This is a genomic window from Roseateles sp. GW823-FHT07B05 (genome assembly GCF_058794515.1).
In genome coordinates this window covers 486922-506422 of the sequence record NZ_JBXAGX010000002.1, presented here as the reverse complement: position 1 = coordinate 506422, position 19501 = coordinate 486922, and the positions used below count along the sequence as shown (strand labels likewise).

Here is a 19501-nt window from a genome sequence, read left to right as displayed (position 1 = left end):
AGCCCTTGATGAGTCTGCTGTCGCCGGCCGGTGCGCGTGCGCGCCTGACCGTGCTGATCTTTCACCGCGTGCTGCCGCAACCCGATCCGCTGTTCCCGGACGAGGTCGATGCGGCGCGTTTCGATGCGCTGTTGGGCTGGGTGAAATCCTGGTTCCAGGTGCTGCCGCTGGATGCCGCCATCCGGCAGTTGCACGAAGGCAGCCTGCCGGCCCGCGCGGCGGCGTTGAGCTTCGATGACGGCTATGCGGACAACCACGATGTCGCCTTGCCGCTGCTGCGCAAGCACGGGCTGCCCTGCAGCTTCTTCGTGGCCACCGGTTTCCTCGATGGCGGCCGCATGTGGAACGACACGCTGATCGAGTCCGTGCGCCAGAGTCGGCTGCCCACGCTGGACCTGCGGGGCCTGGTGGATGGGCGCGGTGACGATCTGGGCCAGCACGCGCTGGTCGACACGGCCGCGCGGCGGGCGGCATTGGGCCAGCTGATTGAGCGGGTCAAGTACCTGCCGCCCGAGCCCCGCGTGGCGTGCGTGGACGCCATCGCGGCGCGGGCCGAGGTGCGGCCGCCGGACGACCTGATGATGAGCAGCGGGCAGGTGCGTGCGTTGCGGGCTGCCGGCATGCAGATCGGCGCGCACACGGTCAGCCATCCCATCCTGGCGACGCTGGACGAGGACCGCGCCGCGGACGAGATCGGTCGCAGCCGCGACACGCTGCAGGGCTTGCTGGGCGAGAAGGTCGGCCTGTTCGCCTACCCCAACGGCAAGCCGGGCACCGACTACCGGCCGGACGTGCACCCACGCCTCGTGCGCGAGCTGGGCTTCGAGTCCGCCGTGTCGACGCGGTGGGCCGCTGCGCGGCACGGCGACGACGTGTTCCAGATCCCGCGCTTCACGCCGTGGGACCGCAGCCGGCTCAAGTTCGGCCTGCGGCTGGCGCGTCAGCTCACGCAGTGAGCCGCCAGTCGGGCGCGTGCTGGCGCAGCCACTGCTCCAGCATCATCAGGATCCACACCATCTCGCCGTAGTAGCCGGCGTGTTCCTTCAGCCGCTTCGTCAGCAGGTTCTCGACGAACTCGGGCCGCACGATGCCACGGGCAGCGACACCACGCAGAGAATCCGCGGCCAGCGCGTTCAGCGCGGCGTCCTTGACGGCCCAGGGGCCGAAGGGCAGGCCGAAGCCGTGCTTCTTCTTCGTCAGGATCTCGTCCGGCAGGAAGCCGCGCAGCGCCTCCTTGAAGAACCAGCGCAGCTTCAGGCCCTTGAGCTTGTAGCTGGTCGGCAGCTTCAGCGAGAAGTCCAGCAGCCGCGTGTCCAGCAGCGGGAAGCTGACGTCCACGCCGGCCAGCGCCGTCGTGCCGACGACCTTGGGCAGGTCGTTCTCGGCCAGCGTGTAGCGCCAGTCGAAGGTCAGCATCTGGTTAACGAGGCTGGCGTCGTGCGGGCCGGCGGCCCAGGTGGCTCGCTGGTGCTGGCGCGGCGAGTCCGTGTCGACGGCGGCCAGGAACTGCGGCGTCAGCACGTCCCGCAGGCCCAGCCGGTCCAGCAGGTTGTAGCTCTGCATGCGGTCGGGCATGGGCACGCGCGCCTGGCGGATGTAGCTGGTGCCCTTCTTCAGCAGCGGGATGTTGCCGGTGACCGGGTTCATGAACAGCGGGTTGAGCACGCCGGCGCGCAGCGGCGACGGGATCTGGCTGTAGACGTGGAACACGCGTTCCTTGGCGTAGCGGGTGTTGCCGCCGAACAGCTCGTCGCCGCCGTCGCCGGCCAGCAGCCGCGTGTAGCCATCGTCATGCGCCTTGCGGGCGCAATAGAACGCGGGCACGGCGGAGGAGTTGCCGAAGGGCTGGTCGTAGTGCGCGGCGACGTCGGGGATGGCCTTCACGAGGTCGGCCGGTGTCACGTAGTATTCGTGATGGTTGGCGCCGAACGCCTTGGCGGCGATGCGGGCGTAGGCCATCTCGTCGTAGCCCTCGGCCTCGAAGCCGATGGAGTAGCTCGCCGGCGCCTGGCCCGTGGCCTCGCGCAGCAGGCCGGCGACGGTGGAGCTGTCGGTTCCGCCGCTGAGGAAGCAGGCGGTTTTGCCGTCGCCCGTCAACCGGTCCTTCACGGCGTCACGCAGGATGCCGCGGAACTCGTCGCGCAGCGTGCCGAAGTCGGGGCTGGCCTGCTCGACGAAATGCGCCGTCCAGTAAGGCGCCACGGTCAGTTGGCCGTCCTGGAACAGCGCGTAGTGCGCCGCCGGCAGCCGGTGGATGCCGGCGTAGATGGTGCGCGGCGACGGGATGCAGTGGTGGAACAGGTAGTCGAAGATCGCCTGGGTGCTGAGTGCCGTGATGCCCAGCCGGCGCGCCAGCACGTCGGCACGGGTGGCGAAGTGCAGCCGCCCGTCCTGCACGGCGTAGCACAGGCTGTGCACGGCGAAACGGTCGACGGCCAGGTAGCTGCCGCCGCCCGGCAGGTCCAGCGCCACGGCGAACTCGCCGCCGACGTCGGCCGCGCAGGCCGCGCCACGTGCGGCAAAGGCCTGGCGCCATGCGGCCAGCGGCTCGGCGGCCGGGGCGCTGAAGCGGGGAGCGCCGGAGGCGAAGGGCAGGTCGGGAGGCAGGTCGTGGGCTTGCATCTCTGGGGGTGTCGGGGGCTTCAGGCGGCCGGATTGTCCGCGGGCGGCTGGGGTTTGGCGCGCAGCCGGCGCCGGGCGTTGCCGAGCAACTGGCGGGCCAGGCCGGCCAGCCCGCGCAGCGTCAACGGGTCGTAGGCGATCAGGCCGAAGCGCTCGCGGCGCTGGCTCATCCAGGCGGCCTTGTAGGCATCGTCGCCGATCAGGTAGTCGATCTCGCGGACCTGGTCCACATCGATGGCCCGCTCCATCAGCAACGCCGTCAGCAGCGTGCCGGGGGCCAGCGCCTTGTGGGCCTCGTCGTAGGCGAGCTTGTAAATGTCGGCGCGGCCGTTGGCGACGATCCAGATCTGCGCGGCCACCGGCTTGTCGCCCAGCCAGGCCAGGCCCAGGCGCAGCCAGCCGCGCTGCGCGCACAGGCGGATCAGGCCCGGCACGAAGCCAGGGTAGGGCTCGGGCACCTTCCAGCTCTGCGCGTAGACGGCCTGGTAGGCGGCCAGCCCAGCCTCCAGCGCGTCGCCACCGGTGACGATCTCCAGCCGGCCGCCCTCTGCCGCGAACTTCTTGGCGTTGCGCTTGATGGTGCTGCGCACCTGGCCGCTGCGGTCCTGCAGGTAGTCGGCCCAGGTCTGGCGCACCGGTTCGTACCAGTTGCCGAACGCGAAGTAGCCGTGCGCGCTCAGCCCCGCGAGCCCGAGCGCGCGCTGGAGCAGCGTGAACTCGCGCGACGCCGGGTCCATCGGCGAGAAGCGGTAGGCGGCCGCATGGCTGCCGCGCCGCAGCGCGCGCGTCAGCGGCAGCAGGTCCTCGGCCTGCACGTCGTCCGCCAGCGCGGGTGCGTAGATGGCCGTGTAGAAATTGGACAGCGCGCTGATCTCGCCGCCCGGCACGCCGGACTGGGCCACCGTGGGCAGCACGGCCAGCACCCGCCCGTCGCGGCGCAGCACGTGGAGGCGCACCGGCGTCGCCTGCGCGTTGGCGGCGTAGACGTGGTCGATGAGGTTGGCGTGCCAGTCGGCGCCGAACTCGATGTGGCGCTGCTCTGCGCGCGCCATCAGGGCCAGGGCGTCGGCAGGCAGTTCGCGCACGTGCGCGTAGCACTCCACGCTGGCGTGAGACACCGGTGCCGTCATGCCGAACCGCCGCGCAGCTGGCGCCAGGCGACGCCCAGCGGGAACTTGAGCGTCCGCAGTGATGGCCGCAGTCGCTGGCTCAGCCACCAACTGCGCAGCGCCGCACCGCCGTGGCCGTGCTGGGCTTGCACATAGGCCAAGTCGAAAGCCTTCTCGGCCTCCGCGCCGCGCAGCAGCCGGGCCTCCTGCGCCGTCAGCGGGCGTGGCGGCTGCAGGCGCAGGTGACGGGTGATCTCGTGGATGCTGGCGGCCTGCTGCACCACCCGGCCCGGCTTCGTGAAGTAACCCAGCCCTTCGCGCTGGCGGTAGACCGGCCGTGCCAGGTAGGCGCAGCGCAAAAGCAGTGCGGCGCGAATGGCCCAGTCGCAGTCCCACATGAGGCAGTCGGCGCGGAACAGGCCCACGCGCTGCAGCGCATCATGGCGTACGACGGGGCGCTGGAACTGCATCGGCGTGCTGCGGATGAGGGCCGGCACCAGGCCGTCCTCGAACACCACCAGGTCCGGCTCGGGCTTGCGGTGGCGCGTGGCGCCGATGACGGCCCAGGTGGCGCCACGGTGGCTTTGCTCGCTGGCCGCGGGTGCGCTGCCGTCGCCGAACCAGGCCACGTCGACGAAGCACACGTCGATGTCATCGCGCCCCGTGACCTGCGCCTGCAGCGCCGGCAGGAACTGCTCGTCGTAGTGATCGTCGTCGTCCAGGAACGCGATCCAGTGGCCTTGCGCACGGGCCGCGCCGTCGGACTTGCTGGCTGCCCCGCCCTGCGAGCGGTCGTGCCTGAGCACCTGCACGGGCCGGCCATGCACGGGCGCCAGGGCGTCGGCCTGCACGGGCGGGTCCGAGGCGTCGTCGACGACGATGACCTCGATGTCCGCCGGCGGCTGGCGGCGCAGGCTGTCCAGCGCCTCGGCCAGCAGCGCGGGCCGGTTGTGCGTGGGCACGACGATGGAGAACAGCGGACGGGTCATGGCGGCGTCGACGGGTCGGAGGTGGTCGTGGCGGCGCTGGTGCGGCGCAGCAGCAGCCAGTCGCGGGCGCGCTGGAAGTGCTTTTCCTCGGCGAGCGGATGGCGAACCCACTGGGCCACCGCCAGGCCGCACAGCCCGCCCAGGGCCGCCACTGGCATCCACGCCAGTGGCGACAGCGGTTCGGTGTGCCCCCAGCCGACAAGGCTGAGCTGCACGGCCGGCGGCAGGCTGCAGGCGGCGCCGACCGCCAGGCTACGCCACAGCGCGGCCCGCATGGCGCCATGGTCATCACCGATGCCACGCCGGCGCGCTGCCGCAAACACCGGCATGGACAGCACCGCCCACACCAGGAAGGCCAGCGCGCAGGCGGCGATGCTCTGGAACACGATGGCGGCGCCCGCAATCATCAGCATGCGCACCGTCTGCAGCGAGAGCTCCACGCGGGTCACGAGGTCGATGCGCCCCACCGCCGTCAGCAGGTTGGGCGTCAGGGCATTCACCGCTGCCACCGCGCCGGCCAGGCAGAACAGCGGCACCAGCGTCGCCGCGGCATGCCATTGCGCGCCGTACAGCAGGTGCAGCACCTCCAGCGCATACAGCGACACCAGCGCATGGAACGGCCAGGCGAACACCGTCACCAGCGCAACCGACTTGGCATAGGGCTGCGGCAGCGCCAGCCCGTTGCGGTGCGCCTGGGCGAACGCCGGCAGCGCGACATTGCGGATGGCGCTCATCAGGTCGCGGTTGAAGATGTTCATCAGCCCCTGCGCGCGGCTGAGGATGGCCACCGGCTGGAAGCCCAGCACCTTGCCGACCACGAGGTCGTTCATGTCCATGGCGACCGATGTCACCAGGCCCGTGACCGACACCTGACCGCCGAAGCCCAGCAGCGACCGCCAGGCGCCCAGCCGCGGGCGCGGGAAACCCAGCGGCGGCCGGATGATCCACAGGCCCACGACGGTGGCCGCGTTGCCGGCCACGGCGCCCCACGCGAGCGCATCGACGCCGGCGCCCAGCAGCGCCAGGCCGATGGACACGACGGCGCCGGTCACTGCCGCGCTGATCATCACGTACAGCAGGCGCTTGAACTCCAGTGCACGGCGCAGCAGCGCCAGGGACACGGTGGTCAGCGGCAGCAGCAGGAAGTTCAGCGCGCAGATGCGCAGCGTGCTAGCGACGCGCGGGTCATGCTGGTAGAAGTCCGCCACGAAGGGGGCGGCCCCCATCGTCACGAGGAACAGCAGCAGGCCCAGTCCCATGGAGAGGCTGAACGCGGTGCCGGTCAGCTCCTCGTCCAGTTGCTGCGCCTGCACCAGGTAGCTGCCGATGCCGAAATCGCGCAGCACCTGCGCCAGCCCGAGCACGGCCATGCTGACGGAGTAGACGCCGATCTGGTCGGGCGTCAGCAGCCGCGCCAGCGTCATGTTGGAGGCGAGCGCGAGCACCAGCAGCAGGTAGCGCTCGATGAGCGAGAGCGCGAGCGCGCGGCGGACGCTGGTCATGGCGTCTGCGCCGACGGGCCGCGGGGAAGGGCGCCGCGTTGCATCAGTAGATGTTCTTCTTCTTCTGTGACCGCTGCTCGACCCAGGCCGCGTAGCGGGCCGGCTGCACGCGGGAGCGCCAGCGGCTCTGCAGGGTGCCGAAGGCGCGCCAGATGCGCAGCTCGCGCAGGAAGCGCTCCGACGGCGGCTCGCCGCGCAGCGGGGCCGCCAGCCAGGCCAGCCCGTCCTGCAGCAGGCGGCGGTAGAGCCACAGCGGCGTCCAGGCCAGGTGTCGCGTGCCGGGTTCAAGGTCCTGCCACGGCGAGATGCCGGCCTTGAACGACCAGCGCCGGAAGTAGCGTTTGCTCAGCAGCTGCGTGTCCACCGGGGCGAGCACCTCCCAGCCGGGCTCGTAGACCGTCGGCACCTGCTGGCGCATGCAGCGCTGCCCGAACTCGAAGTCCATGTGGCGGAAGTGAGTTTCAGAGAAGCCGCCCACGCGGTCGAACAGCGTGGCGCGGGCTGCCATGTTGGATCCCGCGGGCGCGTAGCTCGCATGCGGCGGCGCGAGCCGCTCGTCACCCAGGTCCACGCCCGCCAGGATCGCGCCCATGTCGCGGTGGAACCAGGCCGGCGGGCCGGGGGGCGGCCAGTCCAGCAGCGTCTTGCCGCCCACCAGCATCACGGCTTCGTCCGCGAACAGCGCCGGCACGCGGTGCGCCCAGTCGGCCGGGAAGAGGATGTCGTCGTCGGAGAAGGCCAGCAGGTCGCAGCCCAGCGAGCGGGCGAACGCGATGCCGCTGTTCAACGCGAACTGCTTGCCCTGGCGTCCCTCGAAGCGGTAGTGCAATCGACCGGGTCGCCAGGTCTGCTGCGCGGCCTCGACGACGGCGCGCGTGTCGTCGCTTGAGTTGTTGTCCATCACGATGAACTCGACCGGCTGCCCGGCCACCTGCTGGGCCTGCAGCGAGTCCAGCGTGATGCGCAGCGTTTGCGCGCGGTTCCAGGTGCAGAGGATGACTGCGAGGTGGTGGGGCATGGGGTCAGGGCAGGGCCGACGGGGCGGACGCGACAGACGCGCCGGCTGCGGCTCGCCGGGAAGGCACGCAGTGTAGTTTCGACATGGCCGCGCGCCGCCGCTCAACCGAGGGGCCGCGTCACCTGCCGGTAGACCTCGAGATGGCGTTCCCAGCTCTGCGCCCAGCGGAAGCGGCGGGCCCAGGACGCCGCTGCCTGGGCCCGTTCGGCGCGCTGGGCTGGCGCCATCGTCGCGGCGGTGTGCAGTGCGGCGGCCCAGGCCTGCAGGTCATCGGCCGGCACCAGCGTGGCCAGCGGGCCCACCAGCTCCGCCAGACTGCCCAGCGGGCTGAAGATGACGGGCGTGCCGGCGGCCTGCGCCTCGATGGCGGGGAAGCCGAAGCCTTCGTACAGCGTCGGGTACAGCACGGCGGCGGCCTCCACGTACAGCGCGTGCAGCGCCTCGTCGGACAGGAACTCGGCGAACAGCACGCGGCCCTGCAGTGCAGGCGGCAGCGCCGCGCGGGTTTCGTCGCGGGCAGCCGCGCCGAACCCGCAGGCGATCAGCTTGAGTGACGGGTCGGGCTGTGTGGCCAGCACCTGCAGCGCCCAGTCGAAACGTTTTCGCTTCATGGGGCCGCCCAGGTAGACCGCGTAGCGCGCGCCGCCCAGCGCCGTCTGCAGCGGCATCGGGATGCTGGTGGTCGGGGGTTCGAAATAGCGGGGCTCGATGCCGTGGTGGATGACCGTCAGCCGCGGCTCCAGTTCCGGCCAGCGCTTGAGGATGTCGCGCCGTGAGCAGTCGCTGATCGTGATGACGTGGGCCGCCCGCTTCAACGCGGCCGGCACCACATGGTCCCAGTAGAGGCGCTCGCCGGGGGTGTCGGGACGCTCGTCGAAGGCCAGCGTGTCGTGCAGCGTGACGACCGTCGGCAGCGGCTGCCACAGCGGCAGCGCGCCCTCGGTGCAGTGCAGCAGCGACAGCGGCAGCCGGCGGGCTCGCTGCGGCAGCCCCAGCTGCTCCCACAGCCGGAAGCGGTCGCCGCGGAACTCGAAGATGTCCGGCGTGAAGCGCGGGCTCTCGGGGTGGAGCAGCGGGTGGCGGGGATCGTCGGCGAACAGGTGCCAGGCAATGTCATCGCTGCTGTGGCGCAGCAACTCCATGACGTACTTGCCCATGCCGCGCACATGGGCGGTGTTGAGGCAGCGGGCGACCAGACCGATCTTCATGAGGACCTCGGCAAACGCGGCGGCAGCCAGGATCGCAGCCAGAGCTTCCAGCCGGGCAGATGGGTGGGTGCGATGCGCAGCGCCTGGCGGCAGCTGCGGCGGGCGCCGGCGTGTTCGCCAGCGGCCAGTTGTGCATACGCGAACTCGCTCCAGCTGCCGGCCAGCCGCTGCTTCACCTCGCGCGCGTCGGCCGAGCGGCCGTCCGGCCCCTGCAGCCCCCAGGTGTCCAGGGCCTTCTGCACGACGCGGCCCCGGTAGTTTTCCTGGGGCAGGCTGCGCGTGATGCTGCCCGGGTGCTGTCGGTACAGCGCCAGCGGCCGCGCCACGCGTTCGATACGCGTGACCCGGGACAGCCGCAGCCACAGGTCGTAGTCCTCGCCGATGCGCAGCGTGGTGTCGAAGACGCCCACCTCGTCCAGCAGTGCGCGTTGCAGCAGCACGGTGGACGTCCAGACCGCGCAGTCCAGCAGCAGCTCCGGGTACAGCCAGCCGGTCGGGCCGGCCCAGGCCGGGCCGTCGGTTTCGGCCGACAGTTGCTGCAGCAGCGCTGGCGGAGGCGCCTCGGACAGGCTGGGCCACACCTGCCAGGCCGTGTAGCTCATGCGCGCTCCCGGTGCGGCCTGCAGCGCGCCGAACTGCGCGGCCAGCTTGCCCGGCAGCCAGATGTCGTCGGCGTCGCAGAAGGCGATCCAGTCGGCCCGCGCCGCAGCGATGCCGGCGTTGCGGGCCGCCGCAACGCCGCCGTTGGCCACGCGGATCAGCCGCACCTGCGGAAACTCGCGCGCCACGGTGTCGGCCGAGCCGTCGGTGGAGCCGTCGTCGACGACAATCACGTCAAGCTGTGCGCCTTCTTGGGCGAGCACGGACTTCAGCGTGGCGGCGAGGTAGCGCTCGGCGTTGAAGCAGGGGATGACGACGCTGACGGTCGGCGCAGCCGTCATCGTTCAGTTGGAGGCCGCGGACGCGGGCACGGGGGCGGACGCGGCAGCGTCGGGCGCGGGCGGCTCGACCCACTTGCCGGCCGCGGCTAGGCGGTCGCGCAGGTCGCGGCGGTCGAAGCCCATCGCGATGACCCGGTGCGCCAGCGCCAGCGCCTTGTCGTAGAGATTCAGGTCCATGTAGAACATCCCCGTGTTGAATTGCGCGAAGGGGTTGTCCTGCGTGGTGTCCGCGACGTAGTCCAGGTGCTTCAAAGCCTCGTCCTGCCGGTTCTTGCGGATCAGATAGCTCACGTAGAGCAGGCGGGCGATGTGGTCGTCGGGCTTGAAGCGCAGCGCGCGTTCGTACCAGCATTCCATCGTGTAGCTGGCACCTTCCGGCGGATCGCGGCGGGTCTTCTCGACCAGCTGTTCCATGACCAGCAGCGCGTGCGGATGGTTGGGGAAGACGCTGAGGGTGTAGCCGAGGTCGCCGCCGAAGGGGCCCGTCTTGGTCCTGGTCAGCGTCTGCACGCCACGGTCGAAGTGGGCACTCTCGACGAGCTTCTTTTGGTGGGCGTTGGCCTTGCGGTAGTCGTGCGGGCCGTAGTTCCATTCCAGCGAGCCGCAGACTTCTTCGACACCCGCGCAAGCCGGAGCACTGATCAGCAGCAGGGCGAGGACGGACAGGACGGACTTCATCGTTGCTCCCGGACGGTTTTCAGCCAGTTCAGCGTGAGGGTCTCGACGTGGGCGGCCTGGCGCAGGTCGGAGAAGGTGTGGTCCGCGTCGTCCAGCGGCTCGCGTCGCACGCGACCGTTGTCGAGCAGGCCTTGCCATGCAGGCGACGACTGGGCATGCAGGCTGAACTCGCGGGCAGTGTAGTCATCGCCGCTGAGCACCAGCAGCGTCGGCCCGCCGAACGCTTGCAGGCCGGCCGCCATGCGGTCCTGAAAGCTGCGGGCGTCCGGTGCACTGCCGCCGCCTCTGGCCAGCCGCAGGTTGCTGCCCAGGCCGCGCAGCGCGGTCAGGCCGACGCCGCCGCGCAGCAGCTTGCTCCAGAACTCCGGCTGCCGCAGCCGGCGCCAGTAGTAGTGCTTCACGTGGGTCTGCGCCAGCGTGGCAGCCGAGCGCACCCATGGATTGAGCAGGCACAGGCCAGCGATGCGCGGGTCTAGCGTGCGCTCGACATAGAGCAGTGCCGCAGAGGCCGCATCGCACAGCCCCCACAGCGCCACGCGCCTGAGCCCCGGGCGAGCTGCCAGCAGCGCGTCGATGGCCGCGGCAATGTCCGCCTCGACGTCCTCGAAGTTGCGCGCCGCGCCGCCGCTGTCGCCCATGCTGCGGTAATCGAAGCGCAGCGTCGGGAAACCGTGGGTGGCCAGGTGGCGCGCCAGCAGCGTGAACTGCCGGTGGCTGCCGGCGCGGTACTGCGGGCCGCCGACGATGATGAGCACGCCCACGTCGGCTGGCGTGCCGTCATGCGGTTCCGGCTCGGCCAGGATGCCCACCAGCGGTTCGCCCTCGCAGGCGAAATCCAGCACCCGCTCCTTCATGCCAGTGCCTCCACGGTGCGCGTGATCAGCGCCGGGGCGAGCTCGATCTCGGTCGTCGCCCAGAACGCCGGCCCCGGCACGATCTGTGGGCGCACGGCCCAGCCGGCGTCCTGCCAGGTCTTGAGGGCCTGCTCGCTGACGGGCGTGAAGGTCGCGTCCTCGCGCGTGCTCAGCTCCAGCCATGAGACGCGGCCGGGCGTGCCGGTCGGGGCGAGTTTGGCGGTTTCCAGGCCGGATGCCAGCGCCGATCCCAGCCGGTAGCCGGCGATCTCCACCGGCCGGCCGGCGGCCAGTTCGGTCTTCAGCTGATCCATCAGCCCCTTGCTGGCGCCGCCGGCCATCTCGGCGGCCAGCCGTAGGCGCAGGAACTGTTGCAGCGCCAGCTTGCCGCTGGTCATCGGCTGCCAGAACAGATGGTTGACGGGCCGCTCCCAGTCCGCGGCGGCCAGCAGGCAGCCGGCGCGCAGGCTCCACAGCCACAGCGGCGCGTCGGTCACACGGCGGTCCAGTTCGGCCAGGCCCAGGCGCACGTCGGCCTGCCAGTCGGCCCAGCTGGCGTCGCCGAAGTCGGCGGAGGAGTCGCCGCAGCCGCGCAGGTCGATCTGCAGCACGGCGTGGCCGGCCTCGGCCAGCGCGCGGCAGGCCAGCGCGGCCATGCGGCGCGACTTGTTCATCTCCTCGGCAAACGGGTGCAGATAGAGCACCTTGCTGCGCGGCGCGCCGACGGGCGCGTGGAACAGGCAAAGCCGCTGCTCGCCGCCAGCGGCGGGCAGGAAAAAGACTTCGGGGTGCGGGATCAACCCAGGCGGGCGGCGACGAAGTCCGCCAGCGAACCGACCGTCGCGAAGGTGTCGCCGTCGATGTCGTCATCGTCGACCACCAGGCCCAGCTGTTCCTCCAGCCCGGTGATGAGGCTGACCACGGCCATCGAGTCCAGCTCGGGCAGGGCGCCCAGCAGCGCGGTGTCGCGGGTGAAGGTCTGGGCGCGGCCGTTCAGGCTCAGCACGTCGTCGAGAAGCCTCAGCACATGGCCGAGGACTTGGGCGTTGTCCATTCGTGGGCGTCCAAAAATCAAGCCCGCCAGTTTAGCGGCGTGCCCCCTTGCCTCCGGGGAGCGCACCCCTCGGCCTCGGGGTCGCGTGAGATACTTTTTTCACTGTCATCCGCCCGCTGTCCATGCCCGAATCCACGCTGCTCCACGAGTTGGTGGCCGTCGCCGCCGAGCGCACGCCCGATGCCCCGGCACTGACCTATGGCGCGCTGACGCTGGGCTACGGCGAGCTGGACGCCGCCGTGCGGGGTTTCGCCAGCGGCCTGATGGCGCTGGGCCTGGCTCGCGGCGAGCGGGTGGCCATCTACCTGGAAAAGCGCTTCGAGACGGTCATCGCCAGCTTCGGTGCGCCGGCGGCCGGCGGCGTGTTCGTGCCGCTGAACCCGCTGCTCAAGCCCGAGCAGGTGGGCTTCATCCTGCGCGACTGTGACGTGCGCGTGCTGGTCACGTCGCCCGAGCGGCTGGCGCAGCTGGGTGAGGTGCTGACGCAATGCCCGTCGCTGCGCCATGTGGTGCTGACCAGCGGTGCGGGTTCCGCGCCGGTGCCGGTGCACGACTGGGCCGCGCTGCTGGCGTCGTCCGCCCGCGCCGGGCATCGCGTCATCGACACGGACGTGACGGCCATTCTCTACACGTCCGGCTCCACGGGCCGGCCCAAGGGCGTCGTGCTGTCCCACCGCAACACGGTGGCGGGCGGCAAGAGCGTGGCCAGCTACCTGGAGAACCGCGCCAGCGACACGCTGCTGGCGGCGCTGCCGTTGTCGTTCGACGCCGGTTTCAGCCAGCTGACGACGGGCTTCCACAGCGGCGCGCGCGTCGTGCTGCTGAACTACCTGCTGCCCCGCGACGTGCTCAAGGCGATGGAGCGCGAGAAGGTCACGGGCCTGACGGCCGTGCCGCCGCTCTACATCCAGCTGACGCAGCTGGAATGGCCCGCCGCCATCGACGCCAACCTGCGCTACTTCGCCAACACCGGCGGTCGCATGCCGCGCGCGACGCTGGACTTGCTGCGCGCCAAGGTGCCGTCGGCCAAGCCCTTCCTGATGTATGGCCTGACCGAGGCCTTCCGCTCGACCTACCTGCCGCCGGAGGAGGTGGACCGCCGGCCCGACTCCATCGGCAAGGCGATCCCGAACGCCGAGATCCTGGTGCTGCGTGAGGACGGCACGGAGTGCGCGCCCGACGAGCCGGGCGAACTGGTGCACCGCGGCGCGCTGGTGGGCCTGGGCTACTGGAACGACGCCGAGAAGACGGCCGAGCGCTACAAGCCGCTGCCCGTCGGCGTCGGCGGCCGCGAGGGCGGCCTGCAGCTGCCCGAGTTCGCGGTGTTCTCGGGCGACACGGTCAGGCGCGATGCCGAAGGCTTCCTGTACTTCGTCGGCCGTCGCGATGAGATGATGAAGACCTCGGGCTACCGTGTCAGCCCGACCGAGGTCGAAGAGGTGCTGTACGCGACCGGCCTGGTGGGCGAATGCGTGGCCTTCGGCGTCCATCACGACACCTTGGGCCAGGCCATCCAGGTCATCGCGACGCCGCCGGAAGGCGCGGCCGAGCTGGACCTGGCCGCGCTGACCGCCGCCTGCAAGGCCCGCATGCCGGCCTACATGGTGCCGCACGGCGTCGACGCACGCCTCGGTCCGCTGCCGCGCAACCCGAACGGCAAGATCGACCGCAAGACGCTGTCGACCGACTGGCTTGAACAACACAACGCCGCATGAGCGAACCCATTGCCCCGAAGCGCGCGCTGGAGCACGCGCCCGTCCTGTTCCCTCGCGACGCCCATGGCGAGCTGCTTGTCGGCGGCCAGCGGCTGTCGGTGCTCGCGGAGCGCGTCGGCCAGACGCCGTTCTATGCCTATGACCGCGGCCTGTTGAAGGCCCGCGTGGCCGAGCTGCGCGCGGCGCTGCCGCAGGGCATCGAGCTGCACTACGCGATGAAGGCCAACCCGATGCCGGCGCTGGTGCAGCTGATGGCCGGGCTGGTGGACGGCATCGACGTCGCGTCAGCCGGCGAACTGCAGGTGGCGCTGAACGCCGGCGCCGACCCGCACGAGATCAGCTTCGCCGGCCCCGGCAAGCGCGACATCGAGCTGGGCCAGGCCGTGGCGGCGGGCGTGCTGGTCAACGTGGAGTCGGCGCGAGAGCTGGCGCCGCTAGCGCGTGCGTCGCAGCGGCTGGGCCTGCCGGCGCGCGTCGCGCTGCGCGTGAACCCCGACTTCGAGCTCAAGGGCTCCGGCATGCGCATGAGTGGCGGCCCGAAGCAGTTCGGCATCGACGCCGAGGCGCTGCCCGAGGTGCTGGCCGAGGTGGGGCGCCTGAGCGGTGATGGTTTGGCTTTCGAAGGCTTCCACCTGTTCGCCGGCTCGCAGAACCTGAAGGCCGAAGCCATCTGCGAGGCGCAGCAGAAGAGCTACGAGCTGGCGCTGCGCCTGGCCGAGAGCGCGCCCGCGCCGGTGAAGTTCCTGAACCTGGGCGGCGGCTTCGGCATTCCGTACTTCCCGGGCGAGTCGCGGCTGGACCTGGCGCCCATCGCCGACAACCTGGCCGCGCTGCAGGCGCGCGCCAAGGCCGACCTGCCGGCGGCCAAGCTGGTCATCGAGCTGGGTCGCTATTTCGTCGGCGAGGCGGGCGTCTACGTGAGCCGCATCGTGGACCGCAAGGTGTCGCGCGGCCAGGTCTTCCTGGTGGCCGATGGCGGCCTGCACCATCACTTGTCAGCCTCGGGCAACTTCGGCCAGGTGCTGCGCAAGAACTATCCGGCGTCCGTCGAACCCCAGGGCCGCCGCGAGACGGCAACGGAAATCGCCAGCGTCGTCGGCCCGCTTTGCACGCCGCTGGACCTGCTGGCCGACCGCATGGACATGGCCAAGGGCGAGATCGGCGATCTGGCCATCGTCTACCAGAGCGGCGCCTATGGCCGCAGCGCCAGCCCCGAGGGCTTCCTGGGGCACCCGGCCTGCGTGGAAGTGCTGGTCTAAGCCTCGGCGGCGTCTTCCCAGACGCCGTTGCGCAGGATCTGGTGCGGCCGGAAGCCGGCCTTGTAGGCCATCTTGGGGCTCTCCTCGATCCAGTAACCCAGGTAGAGGTGGCTGAGCTTCAGCTCCCGGGCCTGCTGGATCTGCCACAGCACGCCGTAGGTGCCGTAGCTGGCTTCGATGTCGGGGTCGTAGAAGGTGTAGACCGCCGACAGGCCGTCGCTGAGGATGTCCAGGATGGACACCATGCGCAGCGGCGTGCTGCCGTCGGGCAGCGTCTCGCGGAACTCCACCAGCCGCGAGTTGATGCGGCTCTGCAGCAGGAACTGCGTGTACTGGTCGACGCTGTCGTGGTCCATGCCGCCGCCGCTGTGACGGCCGGCCTGGTAGCGCAGGTACAGCGCGTAATGCTCGGGTGAGTAGCCCAGCCGCATGACCTTGGCGTTCAGCTGGCGGTGCGCCTTCCACGCACGCTTCTGGCTGCGGTTGGGCTCGAAACGGTCCACCGGCACGCGCAGCGCGATGCAGGCGCGGCACTGGTCGCAATAGGGGCGGTAGGTGAACAACCCGCTGCGGCGAAAACCGGCGGCGACGAGGTTGGAGTAGGCGTCCGCGTGGATCAGGTGGCTGGGCGTGGCGACCTGCGAGCGCGCCTGGCGGCCCGCCACGTAGCTGCACGGGTAGGCGGCCGTGGCGTAGAACTGGATCTGCGCGAGGGGCAGTTCTTTGGGGTGGGTCACTTCGAATCGAGAAGCCGGTGCCAGTGGTCCGGATGATAGGTCCAGGGCCCGGGGGCGGCGTCACCGACATGGGTGGCGAGGTGGGCTTCGAACACGGGGCGCGGCACTTCGGCGGCGCCCAGTGACGCGAGGTGGCCGGTGTTCTGCTGGCAGTCTATCCACGGGATGCCGAACTCGCGGCACAGGCAGATGAGGGCGCACAAGGCGATCTTGGACGCGTCGGTGCGGCGCATGAACATGGATTCGCCGTAGAACATGGTGCCCAGGTTGACGCCGTAGAGGCCACCGACGAGTTCGCCGTCCACCCACGTCTCTACGCTGTGCATGGCCGGCCAGGAGAGGTAGGCGGCCTGCAGTGCCGGCACGATCCAGGTGCCGTTCTGGCCCTCGCGCGGCACGCTGGCGCAGGCCTTGAGCACGGCGGCGCGGTCGAAGTCGACGCGGATCTCGCAGCCGGGCGTGGCGGCGAAGCGCTGCACGGTCTTGCGCAGCGAGCGCGAGAGCTTGAAGTCCGCCGTCTTCAGCACCATGCGCGGGTCGGGCGCCCACCACAGCGGCGGCTGGCCGGGGCCGTACCAGGGGAAGACGCCTCGGCGGTAGGCTGCGGCCAGGCGCTCCGGCGTCAGTGTGCCGCCGGCGGCGAGCAGGCCGGGCGCGTCGGTGTCGGGGCCCAGCGCGCGGTGGCTGGGCGGGAAGTCGAGGGAAGCGTCGTCCAGCCAGTCGATCATGCCGCGCATGGTACGGTCGCCGCCATGATCACCGTCTATGGCATCCCCAACTGCGACACCGTCAAGAAGGCCCGCGTCTGGCTGGCCGAGCGGGGCCTGGAAGTCGCCTTCCATGACTTCAAGAAGCAGGGCGTGCCGGCCGAGTTGCTGCCCGCTTGGCTGGCTGCCTTCGGCCGCGACAAGCTCGTCAACCGCGCCGGCACGACCTGGCGCAAGCTGGACGCCGCCGCCAAGGCCGCCGTCGTTGACGACGCCGCCGCCGCGGCGCTGATGCTGGCGGAACCCAGCGTCATCAAGCGGCCGGTCGTGCGCTGGGCGGATGGCCGCTGGACGCTCGGATTCAGTGCATCAATGTTCGAAGAAGGTGCGGTAGGCGCACCAAAGTAGAACTTCCGGCGCCGCTGTGGCGCCCGTGCCCGGCGATGCGCATGCATCAAGACTGGGCATTGAACTTGCTGTTTCGGTGCGGTTTTGTTCGGCTTGGTGCGCGTTGCCCAAGCCTGGAGCCGGGAACCGACACAGGAGACAGCGTTGGAGTCATCGATCAAGCAGGGCGCGGATGCGCTCTTCATCCTGCTGGGCGCCATCATGGTGCTGGCCATGCACGCGGGCTTTGCCTTCCTGGAGCTGGGCACCGTGCGCAAGAAGAACCAGGTCAATGCGCTGGTCAAGATCCTCGTGGACTTCGCCGTGTCCACGCTGGCCTACTTCCTCGTCGGCTACCTCGTCGCCTATGGCACGCACTTCTTCGTCGGTGCCGAGCAACTGACGCAGAAGAACGGCTACGAGCTGGTCAAGTTCTTCTTCCTGCTGACGTTCGCGGCGGCCATTCCGGCCATCGTGTCGGGCGGCATTGCCGAGCGGGCCCGCTTCGGCCCGCAACTGGCGGCCACGTCGGTCATCGTCGGCTTCGTCTACCCGTTCTTCGAGGGCATCGCGTGGAACCAGGCGTTCGGCATCCAGGCCTGGCTGAAGGCCGCCACGGGCGCCGAGTTCCACGACTTTGCCGGCAGCGTCGTCGTGCACGCCGTGGGCGGCTGGATCGGCCTGGCCGCCGTGCTGCTGCTGGGCCCGCGGCTGAACCGCTACCGCAAGGACGGTGCGATGAGTGCGCACCCGCCGTCCAGCATCCCGTTCCTCGCTTTAGGCGCCTGGGTGCTGACGGTGGGCTGGTTCGGCTTCAACGTGATGAGCGCGCAGACGCTGGACAAGATGTCCGGCCTCGTCGCCGTCAACTCGCTGATGGCCATGGCCGGCGGCACGCTGGTGGCCGTGCTGCTGGGCCGCAACGACCCCGGCTTTGCGTACAACGGCCCGCTGGCCGGGCTGGTGGCCGTCTGCGCCGGCTCCGACGTGATGCACCCGCTGGGCGCGCTGGTGACGGGCGGCGTCGCTGGCTGGCTGTTCGTGCAGTTCTTCACCCTCACGCAGAACCGCTGGAAGATCGACGACGTGCTGGGTGTGTGGCCGCTGCACGGCCTGTGCGGCGCCTGGGGCGGCATCGCCTGCGGCGTGTTCGGCCAGCACGCGCTGGGCGGCCTGGGCGGCGTGAGCTTCGGTGCGCAGCTGCTGGGCACGCTGGGCGGCGTGGCCTGGGCGCTGGCGGGCGGCTTCGTCGTCTACGGGGTCATCCGCAAGGTCGTCGGCCTGCGGCTGGACGCCGAGCAGGAGTTCGAGGGAGCGGACCTGTCCATCCACAAGATCGGCTCGACGCCGGACCGCGAGGTCAGCTGGTAAGCTGGCTGCAACGCATCAAAACGGCCCCACTCGGGGCCTTTTTTCATCATGTTCACAGGCATCGTCCAGGGCGTCGCCCATGTCGAATCGATTGACGCCCGCGAGGGGCTGCACACGCTGGCGCTGAAGCTGCCGGCGGGCTTCGACGACGAGCTGGCCATCGGTGCCAGCGTGTCCTGCGACGGCGTCTGCCTGACCGTCACCGAGCGGCCGTCGCCCGACGTCGCGCTGTTCGACGTGATGGGCCAGACGATGAAGCTGACGACGCTGGGGGGCTTGCGCGTCGGCTCGGGTCTGAACGTCGAGCGCGCGGCCAAGGACGGCGCCGAGATCGGCGGCCATCCGCTGTCGGGCCACGTCGACGTGTCGGCGCACATCGCCGAGATCCGCAAGCCCGACAACAACCACGTCATCCGCTTCGCCGTGCCTGCGCCGTGGATGCGCTACGTGTTCGCCAAGGGCTACATCGGCGTCAACGGCTGCAGCCTGACGGTGGCCGAGGCGCAGCGCGAGCGCGACGGTTCGGGCTGGTTCGAGGTGTGGCTGATCCCCGAGACACTGCGCATGACGACGTTCGCCGACAAGGGCGTCGGCGATGCCATCCACATCGAGATCGACCGCAGCACGCAGGTCGTCGTGGACACGGTGCGCGACGCGCTGGACGAGAAGCTGGGGCCGCTGCTGCCCGTGCTGGAAGCCATCGCCAAGGAGCGCGGCATCGACATCACCCAGTTGGCGCTGCCACGCTGACCGGCGGCTTCAGTGCGGCGCCACCGCCGCGAACCACGCGCCGTGGTGCTTGGAGTACCAGACCTCGTTGGACGACTTCAGCCTGGCCAGACTGAGGCTCAGCCTCAGGTCCGGGCCACCCGTGCCCGGCGTGCTGCCGGTGATCCGGAACCCGTTGGCCAGATAGAAATCCAGCTTGCCGCCCGACGTGGCCGGCACGCTGATGTCCAGCGAGTCGTACTCGCTGGCGCGGGCGCACTGCAGCGCAACGCCCAGCAGCGCCTCGCGGCAGCCCAGCGTCTGGTGTGCAGCATCGACCTCCAGTGACCGCAGCTCGGCTGTGCTGTCACCGCCCGCGGGCTTGCACAGCGTGACCGTGCCGACGATGCGCTTGTCCAGCAGCGCCGCGTAGCGCACGCAGCCGTCCTGCGGCTGTGGCGTCCAGCCCAGCACGCTTCTCAGCACGGCCCGCAGGTCCGTTGCGGGCTCGGCGTCCTCGACGCGGCATATTCGATAGTCCTTGCTCATGGAACACTCCTGATGCGCATTGGCGCCACGCCATTGCAGCGCCGCGGGCGTCAAGAGGCGGCCAAGAGTGACCCGGGCGGCATCAAGCTTCCA

The 19501-nt window shown here is 70.5% G+C and carries 20 protein-coding genes; 6 read left to right on the top strand and 14 right to left on the bottom strand.

Annotated elements, in window-relative coordinates:
• Positions 1 to 8: 8 nt before the first annotated feature.
• Positions 9 to 956: a polysaccharide deacetylase family protein gene (locus AC1Q7O_RS06520; RefSeq protein WP_492660081.1), complete on the top strand. Its 948-nt coding sequence runs from the start codon at positions 9 to 11 to the stop codon at positions 954 to 956.
• Here AC1Q7O_RS06520 and AC1Q7O_RS06515 read toward each other — a convergent pair.
• From AC1Q7O_RS06515 to AC1Q7O_RS06465, 11 genes are all read right to left on the bottom strand, one after another.
• On the bottom strand, positions 946 to 2622 hold the full coding sequence (locus tag AC1Q7O_RS06515; protein WP_492660082.1) for an asparagine synthetase B family protein: 1677 nt from the start codon (positions 2620 to 2622) through the stop codon (positions 946 to 948). The genes AC1Q7O_RS06520 and AC1Q7O_RS06515 overlap by 11 nt on opposite strands.
• Before the next feature lie 20 nt (positions 2623 to 2642).
• On the bottom strand, positions 2643 to 3752 hold the full coding sequence (locus AC1Q7O_RS06510) for a GNAT family N-acetyltransferase (protein WP_492660083.1): 1110 nt from the start codon (positions 3750 to 3752) through the stop codon (positions 2643 to 2645).
• Positions 3749 to 4720, bottom strand: a complete 972-nt coding sequence (locus AC1Q7O_RS06505) for a glycosyltransferase (RefSeq protein WP_492660084.1) — start codon at positions 4718 to 4720, stop codon at positions 3749 to 3751. Before AC1Q7O_RS06505 ends, AC1Q7O_RS06510 begins: the two co-directional genes overlap by 4 nt.
• Positions 4717 to 6222 (bottom strand): lipopolysaccharide biosynthesis protein, encoded by a 1506-nt coding sequence (locus AC1Q7O_RS06500; protein ID WP_492660085.1) that lies wholly within the window; start codon positions 6220 to 6222, stop codon positions 4717 to 4719. The genes AC1Q7O_RS06505 and AC1Q7O_RS06500 overlap by 4 nt, the downstream gene beginning before the upstream one ends.
• 43 nt (positions 6223 to 6265) lie before the next feature.
• Positions 6266 to 7240: a glycosyltransferase family 2 protein gene (locus tag AC1Q7O_RS06495; protein WP_492660086.1), complete on the bottom strand. Its 975-nt coding sequence runs from the start codon at positions 7238 to 7240 to the stop codon at positions 6266 to 6268.
• A 101-nt stretch (positions 7241 to 7341) separates the two neighbouring features.
• The gene (locus AC1Q7O_RS06490) at positions 7342 to 8448 is read right to left on the bottom strand and encodes a glycosyltransferase family 4 protein (RefSeq protein WP_492660087.1); all 1107 of its coding nucleotides are present in this window, start codon (positions 8446 to 8448) and stop codon (positions 7342 to 7344) included.
• On the bottom strand, positions 8445 to 9389 hold the full coding sequence (locus AC1Q7O_RS06485) for a glycosyltransferase family 2 protein (RefSeq protein ID WP_492660088.1): 945 nt from the start codon (positions 9387 to 9389) through the stop codon (positions 8445 to 8447). Before AC1Q7O_RS06485 ends, AC1Q7O_RS06490 begins: the two co-directional genes overlap by 4 nt.
• A gap of 3 nt (positions 9390 to 9392) precedes the next feature.
• A complete protein-coding gene (locus tag AC1Q7O_RS06480; protein ID WP_492660089.1) occupies positions 9393 to 10067 on the bottom strand; it encodes a tetratricopeptide repeat protein in 675 nt (224 codons plus the stop codon).
• Positions 10064 to 10921, bottom strand: coding sequence for a hydrolase 1, exosortase A system-associated (locus tag AC1Q7O_RS06475; protein ID WP_492660090.1), 858 nt, complete (start codon positions 10919 to 10921; stop codon positions 10064 to 10066). Before AC1Q7O_RS06475 ends, AC1Q7O_RS06480 begins: the two co-directional genes overlap by 4 nt.
• On the bottom strand, positions 10918 to 11721 hold the full coding sequence (locus tag AC1Q7O_RS06470; RefSeq protein WP_492660091.1) for a hydrolase 2, exosortase A system-associated: 804 nt from the start codon (positions 11719 to 11721) through the stop codon (positions 10918 to 10920). Before AC1Q7O_RS06470 ends, AC1Q7O_RS06475 begins: the two co-directional genes overlap by 4 nt.
• Entirely contained in the window at positions 11718 to 11975 is a 258-nt protein-coding gene (locus tag AC1Q7O_RS06465; RefSeq protein WP_492660092.1) for an acyl carrier protein, read from the bottom strand. Before AC1Q7O_RS06465 ends, AC1Q7O_RS06470 begins: the two co-directional genes overlap by 4 nt.
• Before the next feature lie 122 nt (positions 11976 to 12097).
• Between AC1Q7O_RS06465 and AC1Q7O_RS06460 the strand changes: the two genes are divergently transcribed.
• Both AC1Q7O_RS06460 and AC1Q7O_RS06455 read left to right on the top strand, forming a co-directional pair.
• On the top strand, positions 12098 to 13690 hold the full coding sequence (locus tag AC1Q7O_RS06460) for an acyl-CoA ligase (AMP-forming), exosortase A system-associated (protein ID WP_492660093.1): 1593 nt from the start codon (positions 12098 to 12100) through the stop codon (positions 13688 to 13690).
• Positions 13687 to 14949, top strand: coding sequence for a pyridoxal-dependent decarboxylase, exosortase A system-associated (locus tag AC1Q7O_RS06455; protein ID WP_492660094.1), 1263 nt, complete (start codon positions 13687 to 13689; stop codon positions 14947 to 14949). Before AC1Q7O_RS06460 ends, AC1Q7O_RS06455 begins: the two co-directional genes overlap by 4 nt.
• On the opposite strand, the gene AC1Q7O_RS06450 is transcribed toward AC1Q7O_RS06455, so the two are convergent.
• Both AC1Q7O_RS06450 and AC1Q7O_RS06445 read right to left on the bottom strand, forming a co-directional pair.
• A complete protein-coding gene (locus tag AC1Q7O_RS06450) occupies positions 14946 to 15686 on the bottom strand; it encodes an arginyltransferase (protein WP_492660095.1) in 741 nt (246 codons plus the stop codon). The genes AC1Q7O_RS06455 and AC1Q7O_RS06450 overlap by 4 nt on opposite strands.
• Positions 15683 to 16414 carry a leucyl/phenylalanyl-tRNA--protein transferase gene (locus AC1Q7O_RS06445; RefSeq protein WP_492662674.1) on the bottom strand — a complete coding sequence of 244 codons (732 nt, stop codon included), beginning with the start codon at positions 16412 to 16414 and terminating at the stop codon, positions 15683 to 15685. The genes AC1Q7O_RS06450 and AC1Q7O_RS06445 overlap by 4 nt, the downstream gene beginning before the upstream one ends.
• A gap of 24 nt (positions 16415 to 16438) precedes the next feature.
• Here AC1Q7O_RS06445 and AC1Q7O_RS06440 point away from each other — a divergent pair, with 24 nt between their 5' ends.
• The 3 genes from AC1Q7O_RS06440 (at position 16439) to AC1Q7O_RS06430 (ending at position 18901) form a co-directional block, all read left to right on the top strand.
• Complete coding sequence (locus tag AC1Q7O_RS06440; protein WP_492660097.1) at positions 16439 to 16801, top strand: Spx/MgsR family RNA polymerase-binding regulatory protein; 363 nt, start codon at positions 16439 to 16441, stop codon at positions 16799 to 16801.
• 144 nt (positions 16802 to 16945) lie between these two features.
• Complete coding sequence (locus AC1Q7O_RS06435) at positions 16946 to 18151, top strand: ammonium transporter (RefSeq protein ID WP_492660098.1); 1206 nt, start codon at positions 16946 to 16948, stop codon at positions 18149 to 18151.
• Positions 18152 to 18199: 48 nt separating this feature from the next.
• Entirely contained in the window at positions 18200 to 18901 is a 702-nt protein-coding gene (locus AC1Q7O_RS06430) for a riboflavin synthase subunit alpha (RefSeq protein ID WP_492660099.1), read from the top strand.
• A 9-nt stretch (positions 18902 to 18910) separates the two neighbouring features.
• Here the strand turns inward: AC1Q7O_RS06430 and AC1Q7O_RS06425 are convergent, their stop codons facing one another.
• Positions 18911 to 19408, bottom strand: a complete 498-nt coding sequence (locus AC1Q7O_RS06425) for a GNAT family N-acetyltransferase (protein ID WP_492660100.1) — start codon at positions 19406 to 19408, stop codon at positions 18911 to 18913.
• Positions 19409 to 19501: the final 93 nt, after the last annotated feature.